General features: G+C 71.8%; 20 protein-coding genes. 11 read left to right on the plus strand and 9 right to left on the minus strand.

The annotated features are described in order from the left end of the window. Nucleotides 1-95 precede the first annotated feature (95 nt). Nucleotides 96-1,373 (minus strand): acetate kinase, encoded by a 1,278-nt coding sequence (locus tag ACLLJJ_RS29060; RefSeq protein WP_434596790.1) that lies wholly within the window; start codon nucleotides 1,371-1,373, stop codon nucleotides 96-98. Then, nucleotides 1,370-3,445 carry a phosphate acetyltransferase gene (gene pta / locus ACLLJJ_RS29065; protein ID WP_434596792.1) on the minus strand — a complete coding sequence of 692 codons (2,076 nt, stop codon included), beginning with the start codon at nucleotides 3,443-3,445 and terminating at the stop codon, nucleotides 1,370-1,372. Before pta ends, ACLLJJ_RS29060 begins: the two co-directional genes overlap by 4 nt. 302 nt (nucleotides 3,446-3,747) lie before the next feature. Between pta and ACLLJJ_RS29070 the strand changes: the two genes are divergently transcribed. Continuing rightward, a complete protein-coding gene (locus tag ACLLJJ_RS29070) occupies nucleotides 3,748-4,773 on the plus strand; it encodes an ATP-dependent 6-phosphofructokinase (protein WP_283515623.1) in 1,026 nt (341 codons plus the stop codon). A 124-nt stretch (nucleotides 4,774-4,897) separates the two neighbouring features. On the opposite strand, the gene ACLLJJ_RS29075 is transcribed toward ACLLJJ_RS29070, so the two are convergent. The 3 genes from ACLLJJ_RS29075 to ACLLJJ_RS29085 form a co-directional block, all read right to left on the minus strand. Then, on the minus strand, nucleotides 4,898-5,572 hold the full coding sequence (locus ACLLJJ_RS29075; protein WP_434596795.1) for a helix-turn-helix domain-containing protein: 675 nt from the start codon (nucleotides 5,570-5,572) through the stop codon (nucleotides 4,898-4,900). 267 nt (nucleotides 5,573-5,839) lie between these two features. After that, on the minus strand, nucleotides 5,840-6,514 hold the full coding sequence (locus ACLLJJ_RS29080; protein WP_434596797.1) for a response regulator: 675 nt from the start codon (nucleotides 6,512-6,514) through the stop codon (nucleotides 5,840-5,842). Between the two features lie 46 nt (nucleotides 6,515-6,560). Continuing rightward, the gene (locus tag ACLLJJ_RS29085; protein WP_434596800.1) at nucleotides 6,561-8,156 is read right to left on the minus strand and encodes a sensor histidine kinase; all 1,596 of its coding nucleotides are present in this window, start codon (nucleotides 8,154-8,156) and stop codon (nucleotides 6,561-6,563) included. Nucleotides 8,157-8,333: 177 nt separating this feature from the next. On the opposite strand from ACLLJJ_RS29085, the gene ACLLJJ_RS29090 reads away from it, so the two are divergent. The 3 genes from ACLLJJ_RS29090 (at nucleotide 8,334) to ACLLJJ_RS29100 (ending at nucleotide 12,328) form a co-directional block, all read left to right on the plus strand. After that, nucleotides 8,334-9,719, plus strand: coding sequence for a cation:dicarboxylate symporter family transporter (locus tag ACLLJJ_RS29090; protein ID WP_434596803.1), 1,386 nt, complete (start codon nucleotides 8,334-8,336; stop codon nucleotides 9,717-9,719). A 161-nt stretch (nucleotides 9,720-9,880) separates the two neighbouring features. After that, nucleotides 9,881-10,879, plus strand: coding sequence for a LysR family transcriptional regulator (locus tag ACLLJJ_RS29095; RefSeq protein ID WP_434596805.1), 999 nt, complete (start codon nucleotides 9,881-9,883; stop codon nucleotides 10,877-10,879). A gap of 72 nt (nucleotides 10,880-10,951) precedes the next feature. Continuing rightward, nucleotides 10,952-12,328, plus strand: a complete 1,377-nt coding sequence (locus ACLLJJ_RS29100; RefSeq protein WP_434596808.1) for a carbohydrate-binding protein — start codon at nucleotides 10,952-10,954, stop codon at nucleotides 12,326-12,328. Between the two features lie 119 nt (nucleotides 12,329-12,447). Here ACLLJJ_RS29100 and ACLLJJ_RS29105 read toward each other — a convergent pair whose 3' ends face one another. Further along, on the minus strand, nucleotides 12,448-12,876 hold the full coding sequence (locus ACLLJJ_RS29105) for a pyridoxamine 5'-phosphate oxidase family protein (protein WP_434596810.1): 429 nt from the start codon (nucleotides 12,874-12,876) through the stop codon (nucleotides 12,448-12,450). 79 nt (nucleotides 12,877-12,955) lie between these two features. Then, nucleotides 12,956-13,612, minus strand: a complete 657-nt coding sequence (locus tag ACLLJJ_RS29110; protein ID WP_434596812.1) for a TetR/AcrR family transcriptional regulator — start codon at nucleotides 13,610-13,612, stop codon at nucleotides 12,956-12,958. Between the two features lie 99 nt (nucleotides 13,613-13,711). Between ACLLJJ_RS29110 and ACLLJJ_RS29115 the strand changes: the two genes are divergently transcribed. From ACLLJJ_RS29115 to ACLLJJ_RS29145, 7 genes are all read left to right on the plus strand, one after another. Beyond that, nucleotides 13,712-15,397, plus strand: a complete 1,686-nt coding sequence (locus ACLLJJ_RS29115; RefSeq protein WP_434596814.1) for an MFS transporter — start codon at nucleotides 13,712-13,714, stop codon at nucleotides 15,395-15,397. A gap of 120 nt (nucleotides 15,398-15,517) precedes the next feature. Further along, on the plus strand, nucleotides 15,518-16,867 hold the full coding sequence (locus ACLLJJ_RS29120; RefSeq protein WP_434596816.1) for an SUKH-4 family immunity protein: 1,350 nt from the start codon (nucleotides 15,518-15,520) through the stop codon (nucleotides 16,865-16,867). 127 nt (nucleotides 16,868-16,994) lie between these two features. Then, a complete protein-coding gene (locus tag ACLLJJ_RS29125; RefSeq protein ID WP_434596818.1) occupies nucleotides 16,995-17,708 on the plus strand; it encodes a GAF and ANTAR domain-containing protein in 714 nt (237 codons plus the stop codon). 177 nt (nucleotides 17,709-17,885) lie between these two features. Continuing rightward, nucleotides 17,886-18,242: an STAS domain-containing protein gene (locus ACLLJJ_RS29130; protein ID WP_434596820.1), complete on the plus strand. Its 357-nt coding sequence runs from the start codon at nucleotides 17,886-17,888 to the stop codon at nucleotides 18,240-18,242. A gap of 28 nt (nucleotides 18,243-18,270) precedes the next feature. Further along, a complete protein-coding gene (locus ACLLJJ_RS29135) occupies nucleotides 18,271-18,675 on the plus strand; it encodes a MerR family transcriptional regulator (protein ID WP_434596822.1) in 405 nt (134 codons plus the stop codon). 34 nt (nucleotides 18,676-18,709) lie between these two features. Continuing rightward, on the plus strand, nucleotides 18,710-19,060 hold the full coding sequence (gene trxA, locus ACLLJJ_RS29140; protein ID WP_434596824.1) for a thioredoxin: 351 nt from the start codon (nucleotides 18,710-18,712) through the stop codon (nucleotides 19,058-19,060). Nucleotides 19,061-19,180: 120 nt separating this feature from the next. Continuing rightward, on the plus strand, nucleotides 19,181-21,490 hold the full coding sequence (locus tag ACLLJJ_RS29145; protein WP_434596825.1) for a HelD family protein: 2,310 nt from the start codon (nucleotides 19,181-19,183) through the stop codon (nucleotides 21,488-21,490). A 12-nt stretch (nucleotides 21,491-21,502) separates the two neighbouring features. On the opposite strand, the gene glgB is transcribed toward ACLLJJ_RS29145, so the two are convergent. Both glgB and ACLLJJ_RS29155 read right to left on the minus strand, forming a co-directional pair. Beyond that, complete coding sequence (gene glgB / locus ACLLJJ_RS29150; RefSeq protein WP_434600553.1) at nucleotides 21,503-23,866, minus strand: 1,4-alpha-glucan branching enzyme; 2,364 nt, start codon at nucleotides 23,864-23,866, stop codon at nucleotides 21,503-21,505. 271 nt (nucleotides 23,867-24,137) lie between these two features. Next, a complete protein-coding gene (locus tag ACLLJJ_RS29155; RefSeq protein WP_434596827.1) occupies nucleotides 24,138-25,691 on the minus strand; it encodes a maltokinase N-terminal cap-like domain-containing protein in 1,554 nt (517 codons plus the stop codon). Nucleotides 25,692-25,848 lie beyond the last annotated feature (157 nt).

Here is a 25,848-nt window from a genome sequence, read left to right on the forward strand (position 1 = left end):
ATATTCCGTCTGGTGGAATGTACAAATGGGCGGGAGGCCGCTCAGGCGATGGCCTTCAAATCCCTGATCAATTGGCCAATTGATCATCAGTAAGGTCAGTCGGTGACCAACGCGTAGGTCTGACGAGCGATCTCAAGTTCTTCATCGGTCGGAACCACCGCCACCGCGACCCTCGTGTATTCCGGCGAGATCAGCCGCGCCCCGTCCGCCCGTACGGCGTTGAGGTCCGCGTCCACCGCCAGGCCCAGCTCCGCCAGGCCCGCGATCGCCGCCTCGCGCACCGGCGCCGCGTTCTCGCCGACGCCCGCGGTGAAGGCCACCGCGTCGACCCGGCCCAGAACGGCGTAGTAGGCGCCGATGTACTTCTTCAGCCGGTGGATGTAGATCTCGAAGGCCAGCAGCGCCTGCTGGTCGCCCTCGTCGACGCGGCGGCGGATCTCCCGCATGTCGTTGTCGCCGCACAGGCCGACCAGGCCGCTCTTCTTGTTGAGCAGTACGTCGATCTCGTCCGTCGACATCCCGGCCACCCGCTCCAGGTGGAAGACGACCGCGGGGTCGATGTCACCGGAGCGGGTACCCATCACGAGCCCCTCCAACGGCGTCAGCCCCATCGAGGTGTCGACGCACCGCCCGGCGCGGACCGCGGAGGCCGAGGCGCCGTTGCCCAGGTGCAGCACGATGACGTTGACCTCGGAGGGGTCCTTGCCGAGCAGCTTCGCCGTCTCGCGCGACACGTACGCGTGCGAGGTGCCGTGGAAGCCGTAGCGGCGGATGCGGTGCGCGTCGGCGGTCTCGACATCGATCGCGTAGCGGGCCGCGGACTCCGGCATCGTCGTGTGGAACGCGGTGTCGAAGACGGCGACCTGGGGGAGATCCGGGCGCAGGGTCTGCGCCGTGCGGATACCGGTGATGTTCGCCGGGTTGTGCAGCGGCGCCACCGGCACGAGCCGCTCGATCTCCGCCAGCACCTCACCGGTGATCACGGTCGGCTCGGTGAACGTCAGCCCGCCGTGCACCACCCGGTGCCCGATCGCGGCCAGCTCGGGCGAGTCCAGGCCGAGCCCGTCCCGCGCCAGCTCCTCGGCGACCGCCTTCAGCGCGGCCTCGTGGTCGGCGATGGGGCCGGTGCGCTCGCGCTTCGCCCCCTCGCCGTCCTGCCCGGTCAGCGGCGTGTGCACCAGCCGGGAGGTGGCCTCACCGATCCGTTCGACCAGACCGGCGGCCAGCCGTGAGCCGTCCCGCATGTCGAGCAGCTGGTACTTCACCGACGAGGAGCCGGAGTTGAGGACGAGGATACGCGTGGCGTCAGCGGTCACGGGGGCGGTGCTTTCTGTCGCGGGGGCGGCGGACGGGATGGCGGGAACGGCGGTCATTCGCTCCTGCCCTGGGCCTGGATCGCGGTGATGGCGACCGTGTTGACGATGTCCTGCACCAGCGCGCCGCGCGAGAGGTCGTTGACCGGCTTGCGCAACCCCTGGAGCACCGGACCCACGGCCACCGCGCCGGCCGAGCGCTGCACCGCCTTGTAGGTGTTGTTGCCGGTGTTCAGGTCGGGGAAGATCAGCACCGTCGCCCGCCCCGCGACCTCGGACTCGGGCATCTTGGTGGCGGCGACGGACGGCTCGACCGCCGCGTCGTACTGGATCGGGCCCTCGATCCGCAGGTCGGGGCGGTGTTCCCGGACGAGTGCGGTCGCCTCGCGGACCTTGTCGACGTCCGCGCCCGAACCGGAGGTGCCCGTCGAGTACGACAGCATCGCGAGCCGGGGGTCCACCCCGAACTGGGCCGCGGTGCCGGCCGCCTGGATCGCGATGTCCGCGAGCTCCTTGGCGTTCGGGTCGGGGACCACCGCGCAGTCGCCGTAGACGAGGACCTGGTCGGCGAGGCACATGAAGAACACCGAGGAGACGATCGAGGCGTTCGGCTTGGTCTTGATGATTTCGAAGGCCGGGCGGATGGTCGCCGCGGTGGAGTGCACCGAACCCGAGACCATGCCGTCGGCCAGGCCCTCGTGGACCATCATGGTGCCGAAGTAGTTGACGTCCGCAACCACGTCGTGGGCCAGCTCCACGCTGACACCCCTGTGGGAGCGCAGCTGGGCGTACGTCTCGGCGAAAGCGGCGCGCAGCTCGGAGGTCCGCGGGTCGATGAGCTGGGTCCCGGCGAGGTCGATGCCCAGGTCGGCGGCGCGCTTGCGGATCACGTCCGGATCGCCGAGCAGCGTCAGGTCGCACACGTCGCGGCGCAGCAGGACGTCGGCGGCGCGCAGCACCCGGTCCTCGGAGCCCTCGGGGAGTACGACGCGGCGCCGGCCGGCGCGGGCCTGCTCCAGCAGGTCGTGCTCGAACATCATCGGCGTGACGCGACCGCTGCGGGCCACCGACATCCGGGCCAGCAGGTCCGCGGTGTCGACGTGCCGCTCGAAGAGGCCGAGCGCGGTCTCCGCCTTGCGCGGGGTGGCGGCGTTCAGCTTGCCCTCCAGGGCGAAGAGCTCGCCGGCGGTAGGGAAGGAGCCGCCGGCCACCGACACCACCGGGGTGCCGGGCGCGAGGCGCGCGGCCAGTGTGAGGACCTCGTCGCCGGGCCGCTCGTCCAGGGTGAGCAGGACGCCGGCGATGGGCGGGGTTCCCGCGCTGTGCGCGGCGAGCGAGCCCACCACCAGGTCGGCGCGGTCGCCGGGGGTGACCACCAGGCAGCCGGGGGTCAGGGCGTTCAGGAAGTTCGGCAGCATCGCGCCGCCGAAGACGAAGTCCAGCGCGTCGCGGGCCAGACCCGCTTCGTCGCCGAGCAGCACGGTGCCGCCGAGGGCCTGGGTGATCTGGGCGACGGTGGGCGCCGAGAGCGCCGGGTCGTCGGGCAGTACGTAGCAGGGCACCGGGAGGCGGGCCTCCAGGCGCTCGGCGATGGCCGCGCGGTCCTCGGGGGCGCAGCGGTTGACGATCATGGCCAGTACGTCGCAGCCCAGGACCCCGTACGCGCGGTGGGCGTTGCGGGTCTCGGCGCGCACCGACTCGGCGGTCTGCTTGCGGCCACCGACCACCGGGATCACCGAGGCGCCGAACTCATTGGCGAGCCTGGCGTTCAGGGCGAGTTCGTCGGGGAGCTGGGTGGCGGCGAAGTCCGTACCGAGGACGAGCACGACCTCGTACTCGCGCGCGACGCGGTGGAAGCGGTCGACGATGCGGGACACCAGCTCGTCGGTGCCCTTCTCGGCCTGGAGCGCCGACGCCTCGTGGTAGTCGAGGCCGTACACGGACGCCGGGTCCTGCGACAGCCGGTAGCGGGAGCGCAGCAGGTCGAACAGGCGGTCGGGGCCGTCGTGCACCAGGGGCCGGAAAACACCCACCCGGTCCACCTGGCGGGTCAGGAGTTCCATGACTCCCAGCTCGACGACCTGGCGGCCGTCCCCCCGGTCGATGCCGGTCACGTACACGCTGCGCGTCACGCGTGTTCTCCGTCCCTTGCTCGCTTGTGCTGTCCGTATGCGTCATGTGGGCCGCATGCGACGTGCGGGATGCGTCGTGTGTGATTGCCCCCCGGCAGACCCGGAGAAAACGCCCATGGGAGTGGCTCCGCCCTCTTGACAATACCTCCGTGGGTGGATAGGGCGCCCGCCGGGCGAAAGGCCTGTCCGCCGGGTCCGAGCGCCTTCCCGGCGGAGCAGCCGGGAGAGCGGGGCCCCTGTCACCCGTGGAACAATCGGGTGCTGGCTCACATGTACCACTAGCGAGCAGGAGAAACAGCGCGATGCGTATCGGAGTTCTCACCGCAGGCGGCGACTGCCCGGGGCTGAACGCAGTGATCCGGTCGGTCGTGCACCGTGCCGTGGGTCACGGCGATGAAGTGATCGGCTTCGAGGACGGGTTCAAGGGCCTGCTCGACGGTCACTACCGCCCCCTCGACCTCAACGCCGTCAGCGGCATCCTGGCCCGCGGCGGCACCATCCTGGGCTCGGCCCGTCTGGAGCGCGACCGGCTGCGTGAAGCGGCCGAGAACTGGCACGAGTTGGCCGCGCGGTCCGGCATCGACGTGCTCATCCCGATCGGCGGCGAGGGCACCCTGACCGCGTCGCGGATGCTCTCCGACGCCGGGATGCCCGTCGTCGGCGTACCGAAGACCATCGACAACGACATCAACGGCACCGACCGCACCTTCGGGTTCGACACCGCGGTCGGCGTCGCGACCGAGGCGATAGACCGGCTCAAGACCACGGCCGAATCGCATCAGCGCGTCATGGTCGTCGAGGTCATGGGCCGCCACGCGGGCTGGATCGCGCTGGAGTCGGGCATGGCGGGCGGCGCGCACGGCATCTGCCTGCCCGAGCGGCCCTTCGAGGTCGACGACCTGGTGAAGATGGTCGAGGAGCGCTTCGCGCGCGGCAAGAAGTTCGCCGTCGTGTGCATCGCGGAGGGCGCACGCCCGGCCGAGGGCTCCTCGATGCCGTACGAGAAGGGGCTCATCGACAAGTTCGGCCACGAGCGCTTCACCGGCATCGGCACCCGGCTGGCGATCGAGCTGGAGAACCGGCTCGGCAAGGAGGCCCGCCCGGTCATCCTCGGCCACGTGCAGCGCGGCGGCACCCCGACGGCGTACGACCGGGTGCTGGCGACCCGCTTCGGCTGGCACGCGGTGGAGGGCGCTCATCGCGGTGAATTCGGCATGATGACCGGACTGCGCGGCACCGAGATCGCGATGGTGCCGCTCGCGGAGGGTGTGTCCGAGCTCAAGAGGGTCCCCGAGGACCGGATGTACGAGGCCGAGTCGGTCTTCTGACCCGGCCCCGAGGGACTTTCGCCCCTGCTCCGCACGGCCGACCGGCTCTGTCGTCCCTCCGGGGGCGCCGGGGCCGCTTCGTGTGCGGCCCGTCCCCGGTGTGCCCGCCGGAACGGGCTTCGGATCAGCGCGCCAGCTGCCAGAAGTGTCCGAGGATCCCGTCCAGGAACTCCCGGCCCGCCGCGCCGCCCCCCGAATCGCCGCCGCCCCAGCTCAGCGTCGCCACCATCCGGGACTGGTAGTCGGTGTGCAGCTGCTGGAGCACATCCTCGATCCGCTGCCGGGGCAGCGGCAGCACCTTGGTCGTCGGGCGTACGTACGCCTGCCAGCGGGTCATCACCGCGCTGCGCAACAGCTCGGCCAGCTCGTCGTCGCGGCCGGTCACCGTCATGAACTCGCGCGGCGCCAGTTGGAGCGTCTCGGCGAGCGCCGCGGACTGCCGCTCGTTGCCGCGCCACCGCCCCTCGTCCTCCATCCGCTGATACGCGGCCGGCTCCATGCCGATCCGGCGCGCCAGATCCTGCGCCGCGAGCCCGCGCGACGTCCGGTGCTCACGCAGTGTGGTGGGGGCGGCGAACAGCTCGCCGGGCGAGCACCACAGGACCCCGGCCAGCGCGGTGATCTCGCGGGAGTCGGGGGCCCGTGCACCGCGCTCCCAGGCGATCACCAGATCGGGGCCGACATTGAGGCCGTACTGCGCGCGCAGGCCGTACGCGACATGACCGGGTGCCATCCCCAGGGCTTCGCGCAGGCGGCGCGCGGCGGGGGCGTTGAACGGCGGGGTGGGGTGCACGGGCATACCGTAGTGAGGAGTGGGGTGCGCTGACTACGGTGCGTTCCGCCAACATCACCACTCGTAGGAACATCCCACCGGACCTGCCTGTTCGCACCGTGCGTGACGTGCGTCGATCGCGCATTGACCGCCGCTCACCCCTTGACCGCACCGCCCAGTGCGAAGCCGCCGCCCAGCCGCCGGGAGATCACGATGTAGAGGACGAGCACCGGCCAGCAGGGTCAATGCCCATGCACGGCCGCGCGTTGGTGTCAAGCGGCTGTCAACTGGCCCTCAGCGCAAGGAGATCCACCGGTAGTGCAGCTCCGGCCGGCCGATCTGCCCGTACTGCGGAGTGCGCTCGGCGCGGCCCGCCGTCACCAGGTGCTCCAGATACCGGCGCGCGGTGATCCGCGAGATCCCCACCGCCGTGCCGGCCGCCGCCGCGGTCACCCCGTCGGCCGCGGCGGCCCGCAGGGTACGGGTCACCGCCTCCAGCGTCGGGGCGCTCAGCCCCTTGGGCAGCCCCGCGGGCTGCGGGGTGCGCAGGGCCGCGAGAGTGCGGTCCACCTCGTCCTGGCCGCTGGCCTCGCCGGCCGTCGCGCGGAACTCCGCGTAGCGGGTGAGCCGGTCCCGCAGGGTCGCGAAGGTGAACGGCTTGAGGACGTACTGGACGACGCCGAGCGAGACCCCTTCGCGTACGACGGTCAGATCGCGCGCCGAGGTGACGGCGATGACGTCCGCCGTGTGGCCCGCCCCGCGCAGCGACCGCACGAGCGCCAGGCCGTGGCCGTCGGGCAGGTAGAGGTCGAGCAGCAGCAGATCGACGGGGGTGCGGTCCAGTGCGCGCACGGCCTCGGCCCGGGAGTGGGCCACGCCCGCCACGGAGAACCCGGTGACCCGGCCGACGTACAGCGCGTGGGCGTTGGCCGCCACGGGGTCGTCCTCGACGACCAGGACGCGGATCACGCGGACCCCCGCGGGCTTCTCGGACCGCGTCCCGCCCTGGGCCGGATCATGCGGTCACCTCCGCGCGCAACGGCAGCCGTACGGTGAACTCCGCGCCGTGGTGCGGGCCTTCGGCCAGCACCACCGTGCCGCGGCCCCGGTGCGCGGCCTGGCGCACCAGGGCGAGGCCCAGCCCCCGCCCGGGGCTCTTCGTCGACCAGCCCCGGGCGAACACCGCGTCGGCGGCGGCCGGGGCCACCCCGGGGCCGGTGTCCGAGACCCGCAGCAGCAGCTCGTCGCCGGGCTCGTCGGTGCGGGCCGTCACGGTGACGCGCGCGCCTTCGCTGCCCTGGGCCGCGTCCATCGCGTTGTCGATCAGGTTGCCCAGGATCGTCACCAGGTCGCGGGCGGGCAGCGTGCGTGGCAGCAGCCCGTCGTCGATGCGGCTGTGCTCGTCGAGGACGAGCGTCAGGCCGCGCTCGTTCGCCTGCGCGGCCTTGCCGAGCAGCAGCGCCGCGAGCACCGGCTCGCCGACCGCGCCGACGACCTGGTCGGTGAGCACCTGGGCCAGCTCCAGCTCCGAGGTGGCGAAGTCGACCGCCTCGTCCGCGCGGCCCAGCTCGATCAGGGACACCACGGTGTGCAGCCGGTTCGCCGCCTCGTGGGCCTGCGAGCGCAGCGCCTGTGTGAAGCCGCGCTCGGAGTCCAACTCGCCCGACAGTGCCTGGAGTTCGGTGTGGTCGCGGAGGGTGACGACGGTGCCGCTCTGCTCGCCGCCGGAGACCGGCCTGCTGTTGACGACGATCACCCGGTCCGCTGTCAGGTGCACCTCGTCGACGCGCGCACCAGGGTCGAGCAGCGCGCTGGTGAGCGGGGCGGGCAGATCCATTTCGGCCACCGGTCGGCCGACCGCGTCCGGCCCGAGCCCGAGCAGCTCACGCCCGCCGTCGTTGATCAGCGCGATCCGCCGCTGTCCGTCGATCATCAGCAGCCCCTCGCGCACGGCGTGCAGCGCGGCCTGGTGGTAGTCGTGCATGCGGCTCAGCTCGGCGGCGTTCATGCCGTGAGTGTGCCGCCTGAGCCGGGCATTGATGACGTACGTACCGAGACCGCCGAGCGCCAGCGCGCCGGACGCGACCCCGAGCAGCGCGATCACCTGCCGACGCAGCTGCGCGCTGATCTTCTCGACGGTGATGCCCGCGCTGACGAGCCCGGTGATCCGCCCGCCGTCCAGCACCGGTGTCACCACGCGCACCGAACGCCCCAGCACCCCCACGTGCGTCTCGGAGAACGTCTCGCCCTTCAGCGCGGGGTCGGTGTGCCCCAGGTAGGTCTTGCCGATCTGGCCCGGCTCCGGGTGGGTCCAGCGGGTGCCGTTCGGATCCATGATCACGACGAAGTCGACCCCGGTCTCCTCGCGCAGCCCGTCGGCGTACGGCTGAAGGAGTGGTGTGGGGTTGTCGGAGCGGGCCGCCTCGATCACCGCCGGGGAGTTCGCGACGGCGGTCGCGGTGGCGGTGGCCTGGCGGCGGGCGCTGTCGTCCGCCTGGGAGAGGTCGGAGACGTACGTGAAGACCGCACACCCGGCGACGATCACCGTGACCAGGACGACCTGCATCGCGAAGAGCTGGCCGGCCAGGCTGCGAGGGCGGGGGATGCGCATGTCTCTCAGTCTGCCTGGCCTGAATCGTATGAACGAAATGCACGTAAGGGTGACCGGGGTCACAGGGTGCTGCATAGTCACCGGGACCCACCGGGACGTGGGTGGAACGAGCAAGTCACAGGGCCGGCGCCCGAGCCAGCCGGAGCGGCCGGCGCGTCAGGACACTAGGAGAACCCCGTGGCAGGTACAGCCGCAAGGCGGGACCGCACGCACTACCTGTATCTCGCCGTCATCGGCGCGGTCATCCTCGGCATCATCGTCGGCTTCGCGGCCCCCGGTGTGGCCGTCGAGCTCAAGCCGATCGGTGCAGGCTTCGTCAACCTCATCAAGATGATGATCTCGCCCATCATCTTCTGCACGATCGTGCTGGGCGTCGGCTCGGTCCGCAAGGCCGCCAAGGTCGGCGCCGTGGGCGGGCTCGCACTCGGCTACTTCCTGGTGATGTCGACCGTGGCGCTCGCCATCGGCCTGGTCGTCGGCAACATCCTGGAGCCCGGCTCCAGCCTGCACCTGACCGACGCTGCCCGCAGTGCCGGCGAGGCGCAGGCGGCGGGTGCGAGCGAGTCGACCGTGGACTTCCTCCTCGGCATCATCCCGAAGACCATGATCTCCGCCTTCACCGAGGGCGAGGTGCTCCAGACGCTGCTGATCGCCCTGCTCGTGGGCTTCGCACTGCAGGCGATGGGCTCCACGGGCGAGCCGATCATCCGCGGCATCGGACACATCCAGCGGCTGGTCTTCCGCATCCTCGCGATGATCATGTGGCTGGCACCCGTCGGCGCGTTCGGCGCGATGGCAGCGGTGGTCGGCGAGACGGGCCTGGACGCGCTCAAGTCGCTCGCGGTCATCATGATCGGCTTCTACATCACCTGTGCGCTGTTCGTCTTCCTGGTGCTCGGCCTGATCCTCAAGCTCGTCACCGGCATCAACATCTTCACGCTGCTGAAGTACCTGGGCCGGGAGTTCCTGCTGATCCTGTCCACCTCCTCCTCGGAGTCCGCGCTGCCGCGGCTCATCGCGAAGATGGAGCACCTGGGTGTCAGCAAGCCCGTCGTCGGCATCACCGTCCCGACGGGCTACTCCTTCAACCTCGACGGCACGGCGATCTATCTGACGATGGCCTCGCTCTTCATCGCCGAGGCGATGGGCAATCCGCTGGCGATCAGCGAGCAGATCTCGCTCCTCGTCTTCATGGTCATCGCGTCCAAGGGTGCCGCCGGTGTCACCGGCGCGGGTCTGGCCACCCTGGCGGGCGGCCTCAGCTCGCACCGCCCCGACCTGGTCGACGGCGTCGGCCTGATCGTCGGCATCGACCGCTTCATGAGCGAGGCCCGCGCCATGACGAACTTCGCGGGCAACGCGGTGGCCACGGTGCTGGTCGGCACCTGGACGAAGGAGATCGACAAGGAGCGGGTCGCCCTGGTGCTGGCCGGGAAGGTCCCGTTCGACGAGCGCACCCTGGTCGACGACCACAACCCCACGCCGCAGGACAGGGCGGACGAGCAGGACGTCCCCGAGCCGCGTGACGGTGTCAGCGGCGAGAAGTCCCCGGCCGGCGTGTAACCGCGCCGACCACTCGCGGGTCCGTTGTACGGAAGGGGCCCGGCCGATCACGGCCGGGCCCCTTCCGGCTGCCCGCCGCCTCCCGGCCCGCCGCAACCGTGAGTTCATTTGGTCTGGACCTCCTTATTGCCGCCTGGTTGCCCGGCGGCCAAGCTCGGCTCATGGACCTGGAGCTGAGGCACCTGAAGATCATCCGGGCGATCGCGGACGCGGGCAGTCTCACCAAGGCGGCCACCGCCCTCGGACTCGCCCAGCCCGCGGTCAGCGCACAGCTGAAGCGCATAGAACGGGCCCTGGGCGGCGCCCTGTTCGAGCGGAGCCGCAGTGGTGTACGGGCCACCGCCCTCGGTGACTTCGTACTCGACCGGGCCCGTGTCGTGCTGCCCGCCGTGCAGGAACTCCAGTCGGAGGCGGAGCGGTTCGCGCACGCCCCGGTGGACCGGCCGGGGGTCCGGCTCGGCGGGACGCACGGCCCGCTCCTCGGCGGTCTGGTCGACCGGCTCGCCGCCGCCGATCCGGGGGTCCGGGTGACGACCCGTACCGCCTGGTCGGAGCGGGAGATCGCCGCCTGGGCCGCCGACGGGCTGCTGGACTACGCGCTGATCGGCACCTGCGGCGAGGACGCGCCGCCGGAGGCGGGCCGGCTGGTGTGGAGCGAGGTCGCGCGCGACCCGGTCTTCGTCATGCTGGCGATGGACCACCCGCTGGCCGGGCGCACCGAGATCGAGCTGGCCGAACTCGCGGCGGAGGCCTGGACCGACGTACCGGGGGACAGCTGCTTCGGGGAGTGCTTCGCCGCCGCGTGCGTACGGGCCGGATTCACACCGTCCTGTGTGTACGAGACCGACACCGCCTCCTGCGTGCATCTGGTCCAGGTCGGCCGGGCCGTGGGGCTCTGCCGGGCCACGTTCCCCGCCACCCCGGGGCTGGTGACCAGACCGCTGTCCGGCATGCCGCTGTTCTGGCGGCATCTGCTGGGCTGGCACCCGGACGGCCCGGCCGCGGCCACCGCCACCTCCGTCGTCGTACACGCCCGCGCCGCGCACACCGACGCCGTCGCGCGCAGCGTGAGCTACACCCAGTGGCTCGCGAGCAGGCCGCCGGCGCCCTCCGTGCCCCTGCCCGCGCGGGTCCATAGCATCGGGCAGGGGGCCAACTGACATCTGCCGTACGGGGATTCACGCTGCCTACGGTGCCGGTACACCCCCCACCGATACCGAGGAGACTTCCCCATGCTCCACAGACACGCCAAGGCAGGGTGCGTCGCCATCGCCGCTGTCGGCGCGGTAGTCCTGACCCTGCTGCCCGGCTCCGCCGCCGCGCGGCAGGCCGCCGAACCGACGGCCGGGTCCGCCGCGGACACCCTCGGGGTCGCCGCCGCGTCCCCGCAGGTGCTCCGGGCCATGCAGCGCGACCTCGGGCTCACCGGGGCCGAGGCCCGCGAGCGGCTGGTGAACGAGGCCGGGGCGGGCGCCGTCGCGGGCCGGCTGCGTCAGCGGCTGGCCGGTGCCTACGCCGGATCCTGGGTGAGCGGTGCGGACTCCGGCACGCTCACCGTCGCCACCACCAGGGCCGCGGACGCCGCCGTGATCACCGCCGCCGGGGCGCGCGCCAAGGTCGTGCCCCACACCCTCGCCGCACTTGAAGGGGCCAAGGCGGCCCTGGACCGCGCCGCCGCCCGCAACTCCTCCACCGCCGCGCCCGTCTGGTACGTCGATGTGCGCGCCAACTCCGTGGTCGTACAGGCGGTGCGGCCCGCGGCGGCCGACGCGCTGATCGCCGGGAGCGGGGCCGACCGCGGCCTCGTCCGGGTGGCTTCGTCGCCCGAACAGCCGCGCCCGCTCTACGACATACGCGGTGGCGACGCCTACTACATGGGCGGCAGCGGCCGTTGCTCGGTGGGCTTCGCCATCACCCGCGGCGCCACCCAGGGCTTTGCCACCGCGGGACACTGCGGCCGGGCCGGCACCACGACCACCGGCTACAACCAGGTTGCCCAGGGCTCCTTCCAGGCGTCCACCTTCCCGGGCCGTGACACGGCCTGGGTGGCGGCCAACTCCAACTGGACGTCGACGCCCTACGTGAAGGGCTCGGGTGGCCAGAACGTCCAGGTCACCGGCTCGGTCCAGTCCCCGGTCGGCGCCTCGGTCTGTCGCTCCGGCTCCACCACCGGCTGGCACTGCGGCACCATCCAGCAGCACAACACCAGCGTCACCTACCCCGAGGGCACCATCAGTGGCGTGACCCGGACCACGGTCTGCGCCGAGCCCGGTGACTCGGGCGGCTCGTACATCTCGGGAAGTCAGGCCCAGGGCGTGACCTCCGGCGGGTCCGGCGACTGCCGGAGCGGCGGCACGACGTTCTACCAGCCGATCAACCCCCTGCTCCAGGGCTACGGACTGACCCTGAAGACCACCGCGGCGGACCCCGGCGATCCCGGCGACCCGGGTGACCCCGGCGATCCGGGCGGCACCTGGTCGGCGGGTGCGGTCTACGCCGCCGGCGCCCAGGTCACCTACGGCGGCGCCACCTACCGCTGCCTCCAGGGCCACCAGGCCCAGCCCGGCTGGGAGCCGCCGAACGTCCCGGCGCTCTGGCAGCGGGCCTGACGCGGCGCCTCCGCGGCAGGGCCGACCCTGCTGATCCGGAGCCGCTGAGCGGTGTGCCACGGCCCTTGGGTGGGGGTTGTGGCACATCCGCGCGTCGGGGGACCCCGGCGCGGGTGCCCTCAGACCTGGCCGAGATCCGAGCTGACCCAGCGCTGCGGGCGCATGCGGATGACGACCTGATCGCCGTGCTCCTTCCACGCGAAGTCGACGTAGCCGTCGACCTTCTCTGCGGCCAGATAGCGGCTGGACATCTCCACCAGCTTCTCGCGCGTCGCGGGGACCGTCTCGGTGACGGGTCCCTCGACGGAGACGTATCGGACGGTGGGCTCGACGCGCTCGACCATCAGGGAGAACCGGCCCGCCCGAGCGATCAGCCTGCCCTTGCGGGAGTCGCGCCCCGTCATGATCCAGATGTCGCCGCCCGGTGCGTACTGATACCAGATCGGCACGGTGAGGGGAGCGCGTCCGTCCTCTCCCGCGTCCACGGCCAGGGCCGCGATGTGGGGCTCGGTCAGAAACTGCTCACGCTCTTCACGGCTCAAAGCCACGGGTGACTCCTTCGTGGTGGGTTCGTGTCTCTGTGTGGTGCCACTCCCACCGTAATCGCGGGGTCGGACACCCGGCGTCCTACTCGCGGGGCGCCGCCCGGATCCCGGCCACGATCTCCCGCGCCCGCGCGGCGGGAACGCCTGCCGACAGCAGTGCGGTCGAGGCCGCCGCCCGGCCCGCGTCGGCCGGGTCCAGCGCCCCCTCGTTGACCGCCTCCATCAGGCCGAAGAGCGTCTGCTCGTGCACGTAGGCGAGCGCGGCCGGGGGGAGGGGTGAGTCGAACACGCCCTGATCCACGCCGCGTTGGAGCAGCTCGACGCAGGCTTTGCGGACCGGTGCGAGGCGTTGCTTGATGCCTGCCATCGTGACGCTCCGCTGCGCGAGGGCGACCAGCAGGCGGTAGCCGTCGGCGATCTGCCAGACCGCGTACGTGGCGCGGGCCAGTGCCTGCGCGGGGTCGGTGACTCCCTCGCGCCCGGCCCGGTGCGCGTCGGCGACGGCCGCCGCCGCGTTGTCCACGAGCGCCGCGATGAGCGCCTCGCGGCTCGGGAAGTGCCCGTACACCGTCCTGCGTACGACGCCGGCGGCGCGCGCGATCTGGTCCATCGAGGCGTCCGGATCACGTAGCAGTTCCGTGAGCGCGACGTCCAGGATGCGGCGGCGGTTGGCGTCGGCCCTGCTGCCGCTCGGCGGCTTCTCGCCCTGCTCGGCGCGTACGCGGTTACCGGGGGTCATGGGGTCCATTTTGCACATGGCCGTGCAGTCGTCTAAATTGCACACTGATGTGTAATTGCACAGTCGTGTGCAAGATTGTGGGAGGAAGGTGTGGTCGCCATGCGCGTGATCGCGAACCAGCCGGTGGATGACATGCGACAGCCGTACCGGCGGCGCTGGTGGGCGCTGCTCGTGCTGTGCCTGAGTCTGCTGATGATCGTGATGGCGAACACGGCCCTGACGGTCGCCGCCCCCGACATGACCGAGGACCTCGGGCTCAGCAGCTCCGACCTGCAGTGGGTCATCGACGGCTACACCGTTCCGTACGCCGCGCTGATGCTGCTGCTCGGCGCGATCGGCGACAAGTACAGCCGGCGCGGAGCGCTTGTCCTCGGGCTTGTCGTCTTCGGCGGCGGAGCGGTCGCCGGGTCGCTGGTGGACAGCTCGGCCGGCGTCATCGCGGCCCGCGCCGTCATGGGCGTCGGCGCCGCGATGATCATGCCCGCCACCCTCTCGCTGCTCGCAGCGACCTTCCCGCGCGCCGAACGCGCCAAGGCGATCGTGCTGTGGACGGCGACCGCCGGACTGGCCATCGCCGCGGGCCCGCTGGTCGCGGGCGCGCTGCTCGAAGACCACGGCTGGGCCTCGACCTTCCTTATCAACGTGCCGATCGTGATCGTCGCGATCATCGGTACGTACCTCCTGGTGCCGCCGTCCAAGGCCGCGCGGCACGGCCGGATCGACTATGTCGGCGGACTCCTGTCGGTCGTCTGGGTCGCCGCACTCGTCTACATGATCATCCAGGGCCCGCACTTCGGCTGGGGGACGTCGGCCATCAGCGCCGCCGTGGTGGCGGGCGTCGGCCTGGTGCTGTTCGTCGGCTGGGAACTGCGCCACCCGCGGCCCGTCCTGAACGTGCGCCGCTTCCTCGACCGCGGCTTCGCCGGCTCCAACCTCGCCGTCGCCCTCTTCTTCCTCGCCGTCTTCGGCGCCTTCTACTACCTCACCCAGCACCTCCAGTTCGTGCTCGGCTACAACCCCTTCGAGACCGGCGTACGGATGCTTCCGCTGGCCGGCGCCGTCTTCGTCGGCTCCGCGCTGACCGGGTTCCTCACCCCGCGCCTCGGCATGAAGGTCACCGTCACGGCGGGCATGATCGGCGGCACGGTCGCCCTGGCCCTGCTCACCCGGATCGACGCGGGCTCGACGTACGGGGACTTCGTCGCGCCCCTGGTCATCCTCGGCCTCGCCATCGGGCTGTCCCTGTCGCCCTGCACCGACGCCATCATGGGCGCCTTCCCCGAATCCGAACTGGGCGTCGGCGGCGCGGTCAACGACACCTCCCTCGAACTCGGCGGCTCGCTCGGCATCGCCATCCTCGGCTCGGTGCTCGCCGGGTCGTACTCCTCGCACCTCGCCGAGGCCACGTCGGGCACCAAGCTGCCCGGCGACGCGCTGAACACCGCCCAGGACTCGGTCGGCGCCGGCTACGCCGTCGCGCAGGGCATCGGGGAGCAGGCCAAGCAGCTCGCGGGACAGGCGGCGAAGGCCGGCACGCCCGAGCAGGCGGCGCAGCTCAAGGGCCAGGCCGAACAGCTCTCGCAGGGGGCGCACCGGATGGCCGACGCGGTCGGCGGCGCGTTCTCCGACGCGGTCGCGCACACCAGCCTGGTCGGCGCGGCGATCCTCGGCGTGGGCACGGTACTGGTCGCGGTACTGCTACCGCGCCGCACCGGGCCGGCCGACGCGGAGGTGGCGGAAGCCGCTCCGGAAGCGGAGTCGGTGGGTTCGGCCGGCCCCCGCTGACCGGACGGCCACCCCCTCCCGCCGGCCGCGCGGCCACCCCTCGCCGACCGTGCGGGCCGGCCGGCCGACGGCGCGGGCCCGCACGCCCGGGTGTCAGTGCCGGGTGCCAGGATGATCTCCATGAGCACACAGGGGACTCGGGGCACTCAGGGCAATCGGGGCACGTACGACCGCGGGGACGAGCGGGAGTTGGACGCGCTGCTGGCCGATCCCGACGCGCTGCTGCACGCGGACCGGGACGACATCAGGGGGCGCCTGTCCTCGGACGCGCGGCCCACGGCGCCGGCCGAGGACGGGCGGGCCGTTTTCCGTCAGGCCGAGGCGATATTCGGCACCGAGGACGTGCCGCGCGCGGAGTTCGCCTCCTGGCTGCATTTCGCCGCCGCGGTCCTGGACCGCACGGCGTACGCGGAGCGGATCATGGCCGCGGAGCCCGACATGCCGTGGAGCACGGAGTGGACCTGGTGGCGTCCGGTGGGTCACCACCGGGCCCACCCCAACCTGAGCGGTGACTGCGGCACCGATCAACTGCTGTACCGGGGGCGGCCGTTGATCCAGGTCGACGGGCAGTGGTGCGACGACCGGTGGTTCGACCTGAGGACCGGTGAGCCGGTCCCCGCGCCGCCCGAGGACGAGATCCGGGAGTACAGCCCCGGCCGCGACGCCGAAGCGGTGCTGCCCGTCCTCTTCGACACGGACGCCGCCGCCCCGGCCTTGTCGGTGCCGCCCACCTGGGAGTACGCGGAGCCGCTCGACGCCGAGGGGCGCTACCTCATCGAGGAGGCGCGTGGCATCGCCGTGCTGCGGATCAACAGCGAGGCGCTGGAGGGCTGGCCGACGGGCGGCGCGTCCTACGAGTCGGCCGAGGAGGGCGGCGTCGACCTCGATCCCTCGCCCGACCTGGACCCGCCGCTCACCGCCGCGCGGATGGACGAAGCGTTCGACGCGGACGGCGTGCTGCGCTTCCCGGATCGGGACCTGCCCGCGGCCCTGGAGCACCGGCCGACCCGCGTCTTCCTGGCCGAGGTCGGGATACCCGTCTGGTGGGCGGGCGGCGTCACCGTGTTCAACGCGGCCCGGACGATCGAGCCGCTCGCGAAGGACCCGGAGCTGCTGTCGATCGGGACCTTCGAGCTGCGGCCCGGCGAGGACGGCGAGGTCTGCGTGCACCGCGCCACCGGGGTCGTTCACCTCCGGCACTCGGGGGCGTACGGCGCCGAGGCGGATCGGCCCGACCCGGTTTTCTACTTCGCGCGCGACGTCGAGACCTTCACCCTGTTCCTGGAGAACATGCGGCGCTACATGGGCGCGAGCTGGGACCCGTACGAGGAGGAGACGGGCGCGGAGTTCGAGTACGAGGACCGCATGGAGGACCTCGATCCGCGGGCACTCGCCGCCGAAGCCCCGTCCCGGGAAGTCTGGAAGCACATCTTCGCGACGATCACCGAGCTGAGCGTCTACGGCTACTGACGCGGATGAAGTAGTCCTGCGTTCAAGGAAGTTGGAGCCATGCCCAGGGAATGACGAAGGGTGGCGGACCCCTCTGCGGGGTCTCTCGCTGGGTAGGCTTCGTTCACGACAAGCGAAGGTGACGGCCATGGAGTGGGCACATCGTTGGGTGGAGGCTTCCGCGGCACTCGCCGGAATGATCACGGCGGAGCGGGAAGTCCCGGGATTTCTCCAGGGGTTCTGCGAGCGATCCGTCGACCTGCTCGATGTGCCGTCCGTCGCGACGATACTCGTCGAGAACGGCGGTGGCGGCATTCGTGCCGCCGTCGCCTCGGACGAGAAGACCCGGCTGCTCTCCCTGGTCGCCGCGGACCGGCAGGGGAGCCCGTTCTTCGACTGCTTACGGTCCGGGAAACCGCTGTACGCGATCGACCTCCTGGAGTGCGGGGAGCGCTGGCCGGAGTTCAGCGCCCAGGCCATGGCGGTCGGCATCGACAGGACGGCCGTGCTGCCGCTGCGCCACGGCGAGGAAGTGCTGGGGGTCTGGCAGGTGTTCGGCCAGGGTCGGCTCCCGGACCGGGCGTCACTGGGCCTGGCCCAGCAGTTGGCGGACATCACGATGCTGGTCCTGACCCACTCGCTGGCGCTGCGGGACGCGACGGAATCGGCCGAGAGCCTGCGGACAGCACTGACCAGCCGGGTGCGCATCGAGCAGGCCAAGGGGATGCTGGCCGCGCGCTGGGACGTACATCCGGACGACGCGTTTGAGTCCCTGCGCGTGTACGCGCGCGCCCGGCAGCGCAAGCTCCACGAGGTGGCCGATGACATTGTCGAGCGGCGACTGGAATTACCCCGGAATTAACGGACCCGACGCATTGCAGTCAAGAGCAATCACATTCATTCACCCTTACGGGTTGCCCTTGGGTGCGCAATCGATTCTTCTGGCCGCGTGGGGACTAGCTTCGTGATGACCATCCCAGACCCCGGTGCGTCGCTTCGTAACCTGCACAGTGGCGGAGAACCTGGGGGATGAGGGGTCGTGTCAGAGCCTGTTGTGCACGAGCTTGTTCGTACGGATGTGGCCGGGGACAGCTTGGTGCTGGCGCTCGCCGGAGAGTTGGACCTCCATGCGTCGCTCATAATCTCCCCGACCGTGGCCGACGCTCTGCGGCCGGCCGACGGGCTGGTGGTCATCGATCTGTGCGATGTCACCTTTGTGGACTGCAGCGGCCTTGAGCTGCTGCTCAAGATCCGCCGCGTGGCCCTGGCCCAGGGCAGCACCGTGCGGATCCTGTCGCCGAACCCCCGACTGCTGCGCATCCTGCGCTATCTGATCCTGGACGAACCCTTCGAGATCGTCGGGCACATGAACGGCGAGCTCAACGACTGGCCTTGACCCCGGCGTCAAGGATTACCGTCAAGGCATGCGAATCGGCGAGCTGGCGGACCGGGCCGGGACAACCACCCGGACGCTGCGTTACTACGAGTCGCGCGGGCTGCTGCCCGCGCGGCGTGCGGTCAATGGCTACCGCACGTACGACGACAACGACCTGCGGCTCCTCCAGCAGATCCGGACCCTGCAGGATTTCGGGTTCGAGCTGGAGGAGACCCGCCCGTTCGTGGACTGCCTGCGGGCCGGGCATCCCGCGGGCGACTCCTGCCCGGCCTCGTTGGAGGTCTACCGGCGCAAGCTCACCGACCTGGACACGCTGATCGGCCAGTTGCGGGCCGTGCGCGTGCAGGTCGGCGACCAGCTCGCCCGCGCCGAGCTGGCGGCCGGGGCGCGGGAGCCCGGCGGGCCCGAGCCCCGGTGCGAACTCACGCACTGACCGACAGAACCGACAACAACAGGGGAGTTCAGCGATGGCGCATGCCAACGGTGTGGACGCGGTGACGGACGCGACCTTCGAGGACGACGTACTGAACTGGGGCGAGCCCGTACTGGTGGAGTTCACCGCGGACTGGTGCGGCCCGTGCCGGCAGATCGCGCCGGTGCTGAGCGCGGTGGCCCGTGAACAGGCCGGCCACCTCAAGGTCGTCCAGCTGGATGTGGATGTCAATCCCGAGACGACATTGCGGTACGGGGTGCTCTCGATGCCGACGCTCATGGTCTTCCGGGACGGTGAGCCGGTGCGGCAGCTGGTCGGGGCCCGGCCCAAGCGCAAGCTCTTGGCGGAGCTGGAGGATGTGGTCGCGCTCGCGGCGATCGGCTAAGGAAGCCCCTCGGCAGTGGCCGACGCACAGAGAAATACCCCGGGCGAATTGACACCCGGGGTATTTCTCTGCGTATATTTGACGCTTCCATAACTGAATGCAAAAGGTCACGGAGAAGCTATGTGGCCACAGTCTAACCGGGTGGGAGCTGAATTGTCAACCGAGGAATTGCAGAATGAACAGCAATTCATTCAACGGCTGTACGAGCGCCTCGACGCGCTCCGTGCGCAGGCCGAGACCGCTGTCCGGGGGGCCTTCGGCCAGACCGGCACCGGCCGGCAGGCGCGGGTGGAGCGTGAGGTGACCGTCGTTGAACGGAGCGCCACGCTGGCCGCGTTGAATTCCGTGGACTCCGGTCTGTGCTTCGGCAGGCTCGACTTCAAGGACGGCAGCCACCGTCACATCGGGCGCATCGGCATCCGCGAGGACGATCCGGGCCGCGCGCCCCTCCTCATCGACTGGCGCGCCCCCGTCGCGCGCCCCTTCTACCTCGCCACGGGGCACCGGCCGATGGGGCTGCGCCGCCGCCGGCACCTCACCACCCGCGGCCGCGAGGTCACCGCGCTGCACGACGAGATCCTCGACCTCGGCGACACCGCGCGCACCGGCCACGAGGACCCGGCCGGCGACGCCGTGCTCCTCGCCGCACTGGGCGCCGCCCGCACCGGCCGCATGGCCGACATCGTGCAGACCATCCAGGCCGAGCAGGATCGCATCATCCGCGCCCCGCACCAGGGCGTCCTCGTCGTCGAGGGCGGCCCCGGCACCGGCAAGACCGCCGTCGCCCTGCACCGCGCCGCGTACCTCCTGTACGCGTACCGCGAGCAGCTCGCCCGCCGCGCCGTGCTGATCGTCGGGCCCAACCCGGCCTTCCTCGGCTACATCGGCGAGGTGCTGCCCTCGCTGGGGGAGTCCGGCGTGCTCCTCGCCACCCCCGGCGAGCTCTTCCCCGGCGTACGCGCCACCGCCTCCGACACCCCGGCGACGGCCGTGGTCAAGGGCCGCGCCGCCATGGCGGACGCGCTGGCCCAGGCCGTGCGCGACCGGCAGCAGGCCCCCGAGGCGGCGATGGAGATCGCGTACGAGGACGGGACGCTGCCGCTGTCCCTGGAGCGGGCCATGGCGGAGGACGCCCGCGCCCACGCCCGCGCCACCGGTCTGCCGCACAACCTGGCCAGGCCGCACTTCACCCGCTTCGTGCTCGACGCCCTCACCGCGCAGCTGACCGACCGGATCGGCGCCGACCCCTACGGCGGCCCCAACCTCCTGGACGCCTCCGACATCGAACAGCTCGGCAAGGAGATCGCCGGGGACGCCGAGGTACACGCCGCGATCGACACGCTGTGGCCGTATCTCACTCCGCAGGAGTTCATCACCAACTATCTGGCCGAGCCCACCCATCTCCCGGACGGTGACACCGAGTTGATCCGGCGCACCGGCGAATCGCCGTGGACCACCGCCGACGTGCCGCTGCTCGACGAGGCCGCCGAGCTGCTGGGCGACGACGACATCGCGGCCCGCCGCGCCGCGGCCAGGGAGTACCAGGAGCGGGTCGCGTACGCCCGTGGAGTCCTCGACATGTCGTACGGCTCGCGCACCTTCGAGTTCGAGGGGGAGGAGTCCGAGGTGCTGGCCGCGCACGACGTCATCGACGCCGAACGCTTCGCCGACCGGCACGACGAGGAGGATTACCGCAGCGCCGCCGAGCGCGCCGCCGCCGACCGCACCTGGGCCTTCGGGCACATCATCGTCGACGAGGCGCAGGAGCTGTCCGCGATGACCTGGAGACTGCTGATGCGCCGCAGCCCGACCCGCTCGATGACCCTGGTCGGCGACCCCGCCCAGACCGGCGACGCGGCGGGCTGCGCATCCTGGCAGGAGATCCTCGGCCCCTTCGTCGAAGACCGCTGGGAGCACACCCGCCTCGGCGTCAACTACCGCACACCCGCCGAGATCATGGACACGGCGGCAGCCGTGATGCGCGCCGCCGACCCGTCCTTCCAGCCGCCGAGCTCGGTCCGTGCCACCGGGGTGCGCCCCTGGACGCTGGCCGCCGAACCGGAAACCCTGCTGCGGACGGTCGCCGAGAGCGCCGCCAAGTGCGCGGGCGAACTCGCCGCCGCCGCCGCGGAGCACGGAGCGGGCGGGCGGCTGGCCGTCATCGCCCCGGCCACCCTGCTCCCGGCCCTCGCCGCGGCCCTCCCGGACGCCGCCCGCGGCGAGGCACCCGACCTCACCAGCCCCGTCGTCCTGCTCGACCCGCGGCAGGCGAAGGGCCTGGAGTTCGACACGGTGATCGTGGTCGAGCCGGAGGCCGTCCGCGCCGGGTCACCGCGCGGACTCAGCGACCTCTACGTCGCCCTCACCCGCGCCACCCAGCGCCTCGGCATCGTCCACACGGGGACTCTGCCGGACGCGTGGGCGCGGTGAGTGGGGCGCGGGTCAGCCGGCCGGCCTGAGCCACACCGTCGCCAGCGGCGGCAGCGTCAACCGCACGCTCGCCGGCCGCCCGTGCGCGGCGACCGAATCGGCCTTGAGCGGCTCGGTGCGGTGCACGTCGCTGCCGCCGTACCTGGCCGCGTCCGTGTTCAGCACCTCGGTCCAGGCGGGCACGTCGTCGGGGACGCCGATCCGGTACTCGTGCCGGACCACCGGCGAGAAGTTGGAGACGGCCAGCAGTGGCGTCCCCGCGGCGTCGAAGCGCAGGAACGCGAAGACATTGTCCTCGGCGGCGTCGCCCTCGGCCCAGGCGAAGCCGTCAGGGACGGTGTCGCGCTCCCACAGGGCCGGCGTGGCCACGTACACCGCGTTGAGGTCACGGACCAGGTCCCGCACGCCCCGGTGTTCGGGCTCGGCCGCGTAGGACGGGTCGAGCAGCCACCAATCGGGTCCGTGCGCCTCGGACCACTCCGCGCCCTGGGCGAACTCCTGCCCCATGAACAGGAGTTGCTTGCCCGGGTGCGCCCACATGAAGCCGAGGTACGCGCGGTGGGTGGCGCGCTGCTGCCACCAGTCGCCGGGCATCTTGCTCACCAGCGAGCGCTTGCCGTGCACCACCTCGTCGTGCGAGATGGGCAGGACGTAATTCTCGCTGTACGCGTAGACCATCGAGAAGGTCATCTCGTGGTGGTGGTACCTGCGGTGCACGGGCTCCTTGGAGACATAGTCCAGCGAGTCGTGCATCCAGCCCATGTTCCACTTCAGGCCGAAGCCGAGCCCGCCGAAGCCGCCGGGGCCGATGTGGTGCGTCGCCCGGGTGACGCCGTCCCAGGCCGTCGACTCCTCCGCGATGGTGACGACGCCGGGGGTGCGGCGGTAGACGGTGGCGTTCATCTCCTGGAGGAAGGCCACCGCGTCGAGGTTCTCCCGGCCACCGTGTTCGTTCGGCGACCACTCGCCGTGCTCGCGCGAGTAGTCGAGGTAGAGCATCGAGGCGACCGCGTCCACGCGCAGCCCGTCGATGTGGAACTCCTCGCACCAGTACGTCGCGTTGGCGACCAGGAAGTTGCGTACCTCCGGGCGCCCGTAGTCGAATTCGAGGGTGCCCCAGTCAGGGTGGTCGGAGCGCTGGGGGTCCTCGTGCTCGTACAGTGGACGGCCGTCGAACTCGGCGAGCGCCCAGGCGTCGCGCGGGAAGTGCGCGGGCACCCAGTCGACCAGTACGCCGATGCCCGCCCGGTGCAGGGCGTCGACGAGAAAGCGGAAGTCGTCGGGGGTGCCCATCCGGGACGTCGGCGCGTAGAAGCCGGTGACCTGGTAGCCCCAGGAGCCGCCGAAGGGGTGTTCCGCGACCGGCATCAGCTCGACATGGGTGAAGCCCAGGTCCTTGACATACGCCGGAAGCTGAGTGGCGAGCTGACGGTAAGTCAATCCCGGCCGCCAGGACGCCAGATGGATCTCGTAAGCGGAGAACGGGGCCTCGTGCACCGGCCGCCGCGCGCGCGTCGCCATCCACTGCTCGTCGTGCCACACATGGTGCGAGGCCGTCACGATCGACGCGGTGGCGGGCGGCACCTCGGTGCGCCGGGCCATCGGGTCGGCGCGCAGGGTGTGGCTGCCGTCGGGGCGCACGATGTCGAACTTGTACAGCGCGCCCTCGGCGACCCCCGGCACGAACAGCTCCCAGACGCCGGTGGCGCCCAGCGAGCGCATCGGATACGCGGTGCCGTCCCAGTAGTTGAAGTCACCGGCGATGCGCACACCACGCGCGTTCGGCGCCCAGACGGTGAAGCGGGTGCCGGTCACCTCCTGGTGGACCATCGGCATCGCACCGAGGGCCCGCCACAGCTCCTCGTGGCGGCCCTCGCCGACCAGGTGCAGGTCCAGGTCGCCGAGGGAGGGCAGGAAGCGGAACGGGTCCTGCATTTCGAGCTCGTTGTCCGCGTACGTGACGAGCAGGGTGTACTCGGGGACGGAACTCAGCGGCAGCACACCGGAGAACAGCCCGTCACCGTCGTCGATCAGCTCGGCCCGCAGGCCGTCGGCGAGCACGGTGACGGCCGTCGCGTACGGCCGCAGGGCCCGAAAGCCGATGCCGCCGGGCGCCGGGTGGGCGCCGAGCACACCGTGCGGATCGTGGTGCGAGCCGGCCAGCAGCCGCTCCCGCTCCCCGTCGTCGACGGGCACAGTGGGCTGTACGCCGGGGCCGCCGCTCCGGCTCGGGCCGGATGCCCTGGTCGCCTTGGTCGCCCTGGCGGCCTTCGCGGGCTTGGGCGACTTCTCCGGCTTCTCCGCCTTTTCCGGCTTGGCGGCCTTCGGCGGCTTCGGAGGCCTGGGTGGCTTCGCCGCTTTCGGCCCCGGCCGCACCGGCGGCTCGTCGAGAGGCGCGGGTGTCCCCCCGGGCACCGGCGCCGTCGGCTTGTCCTGCACCGCCTTCACGTCGGAGTCGGGCGCGGGGTGCGTGGCCAGGGACCCGAGCGGCTCCAACTCGTTCGAGGGCGCGGGCAGGAAGGCGGGCGGTGCGGGCGGCGGGCTCGTGGATTCGGTGGGCTTGCCGGGCTTGCGGGACGGACGGGGGGTCACTGGTGCGGCCTCCTCGGGAGGGTCCGGTCGGGTGCGGTGGGCGGGCAGGGGAGAGTCATGTGCCGGTGGCGGACGGGCTGCCGGTCTGCGGGCCCGCCGGCGGGGGCTGAGCCACGTCGGGCTGCACGTCCGGCTTCTCCGCGGAGGATGCGGCGGCGGACGGGACCGGTTTCGCCTCGGCGGCCAGCCGGTGCACCGCCGCCAGCGGTACCGGCAGCCAGTCGGGCCGGTGCCGGGCCTCGTACAGCACCTCGTAGATCGCCTTGTCGGTCTCGTACGCCCGCAGCAGCTCCGGCTCCTCGCGCGGATCGGAGCCGGAGGTGTGCGCGTACCCCTCGCAGAACGCGGCGCGGCACCGCTCGGCCCAGCCCGGGGCCCACGGCTCGCAGGAACGGGCGGCGTAGTCGAAGGACCTGAGCATGCCCGCGACATCACGGACCACCGGCTGCGGTCGCCGCCGCTCGGTGAGGGGCCGCGCCGGTTCGCCCTCGAAGTCGATGACCGCCCACTCGCCGTCCGGCGCCCGCAGGGTCTGCCCCAGGTGCAGATCGCCGTGCACCCGCTGGGCGGACCACTCGCGGCCGGCCCGGCCGAGCGCGGCGACCGCGTCGAAGGCGGTGCGCAGCGCGGGCACGTACGGGACGAGCGAGGGCGCCGCCTGCGCCGCCGCGTCCAGCCGCTCGGTCATCGCGCCCGCCAGCAGCTCCGTCTGCTGCCTGCCCAGCGTCGTCGTCGGCAGGGCGTCGGCGAGCGCGGTGTGCACCTCGGCGGTGGCCCGCCCCAGGGCCCACGCCTCGGTGGTGAAGTCGTCACCGGCCCGCAGGGAGCGCAGCGCGCGCTGCCAGCCGTCGTCGGAGCCGTACAGGAAGGGCTGGAGGACGCCCAGGGTGTACGGCTCCCGCTGGTCCTCGGCGTTGGCGGCCTCGAACCAGGCGACGGGGGCCGGCACCCGGCCGCAGCCCTTGCGGGCCAGGGCGAGCGGCAGTTCCAGATCGGGGTTGACGCCCGGGTGGATGCGGCGGAACACCTTGAGGATGTACGAATCGCCGTACACCAGCGAGGAGTTGGACTGCTCGGTGCCGAGCATGCGGGGGTTGAGCCCGACCGGGAGGGAGACCGCGGGATCGCGCTGGAACCGCAGTGTGCCGGGCGCGCCCGGGGTGCGCAGCCGCTCAAGGAGCAGCTCGGCCAGGCGCGGGTCCTGGAGTGCCTCGTAGACGGTGCGGCCGGCCAGCGGCCCGTCCTGGACGTGCCCGATGAGGGCCGGGGCCAGCGGGACCGGCAGGGTGGACCGCACGCCGATGAGCAGTTGGTAGCAGTCGGCGACGGGCGGCGCCTGCGCGGACGGCACTGGCTGCTGGACCCGCACCAGGAGATGCAGCAGGCCGGGGCCCGCGGCGGAGCCCATCGGCAGCAGCTCGGTGGCGGAGACCAGCGAGATGTCGGTGATCGGTCGGCCCTTGCCCGCGAACCAGCGTTGCCTGGGCAGCCAGCCCCTCAGCAGGGGGACGAGGGAGGGGAGCAGGGCCGGTGAGGGAGCCACCGGAGCGGCGTGCGGCTCCGTACTCCCGATTGATGCCGTACTCCGGGTGGATGCAGCCTCCGACATGGCATCGCGTCCTTTCCCCGGGCACACCACAGGATCCGCAGAGTGTCCCGGATTGCGACCGTAGCTGTCCGGGCGGTGCGTGGGGTTCTCTCCGCGGCGAGCGCGGGGAGTGTCGGGTCAGGATGCTCCGTACGGACCCGATGATGACGGGGAGAGT

This window comes from Streptomyces sp. A5-4 (assembly GCF_051131715.1).
Lineage (GTDB): Bacteria > Actinomycetota > Actinomycetes > Streptomycetales > Streptomycetaceae > Streptomyces.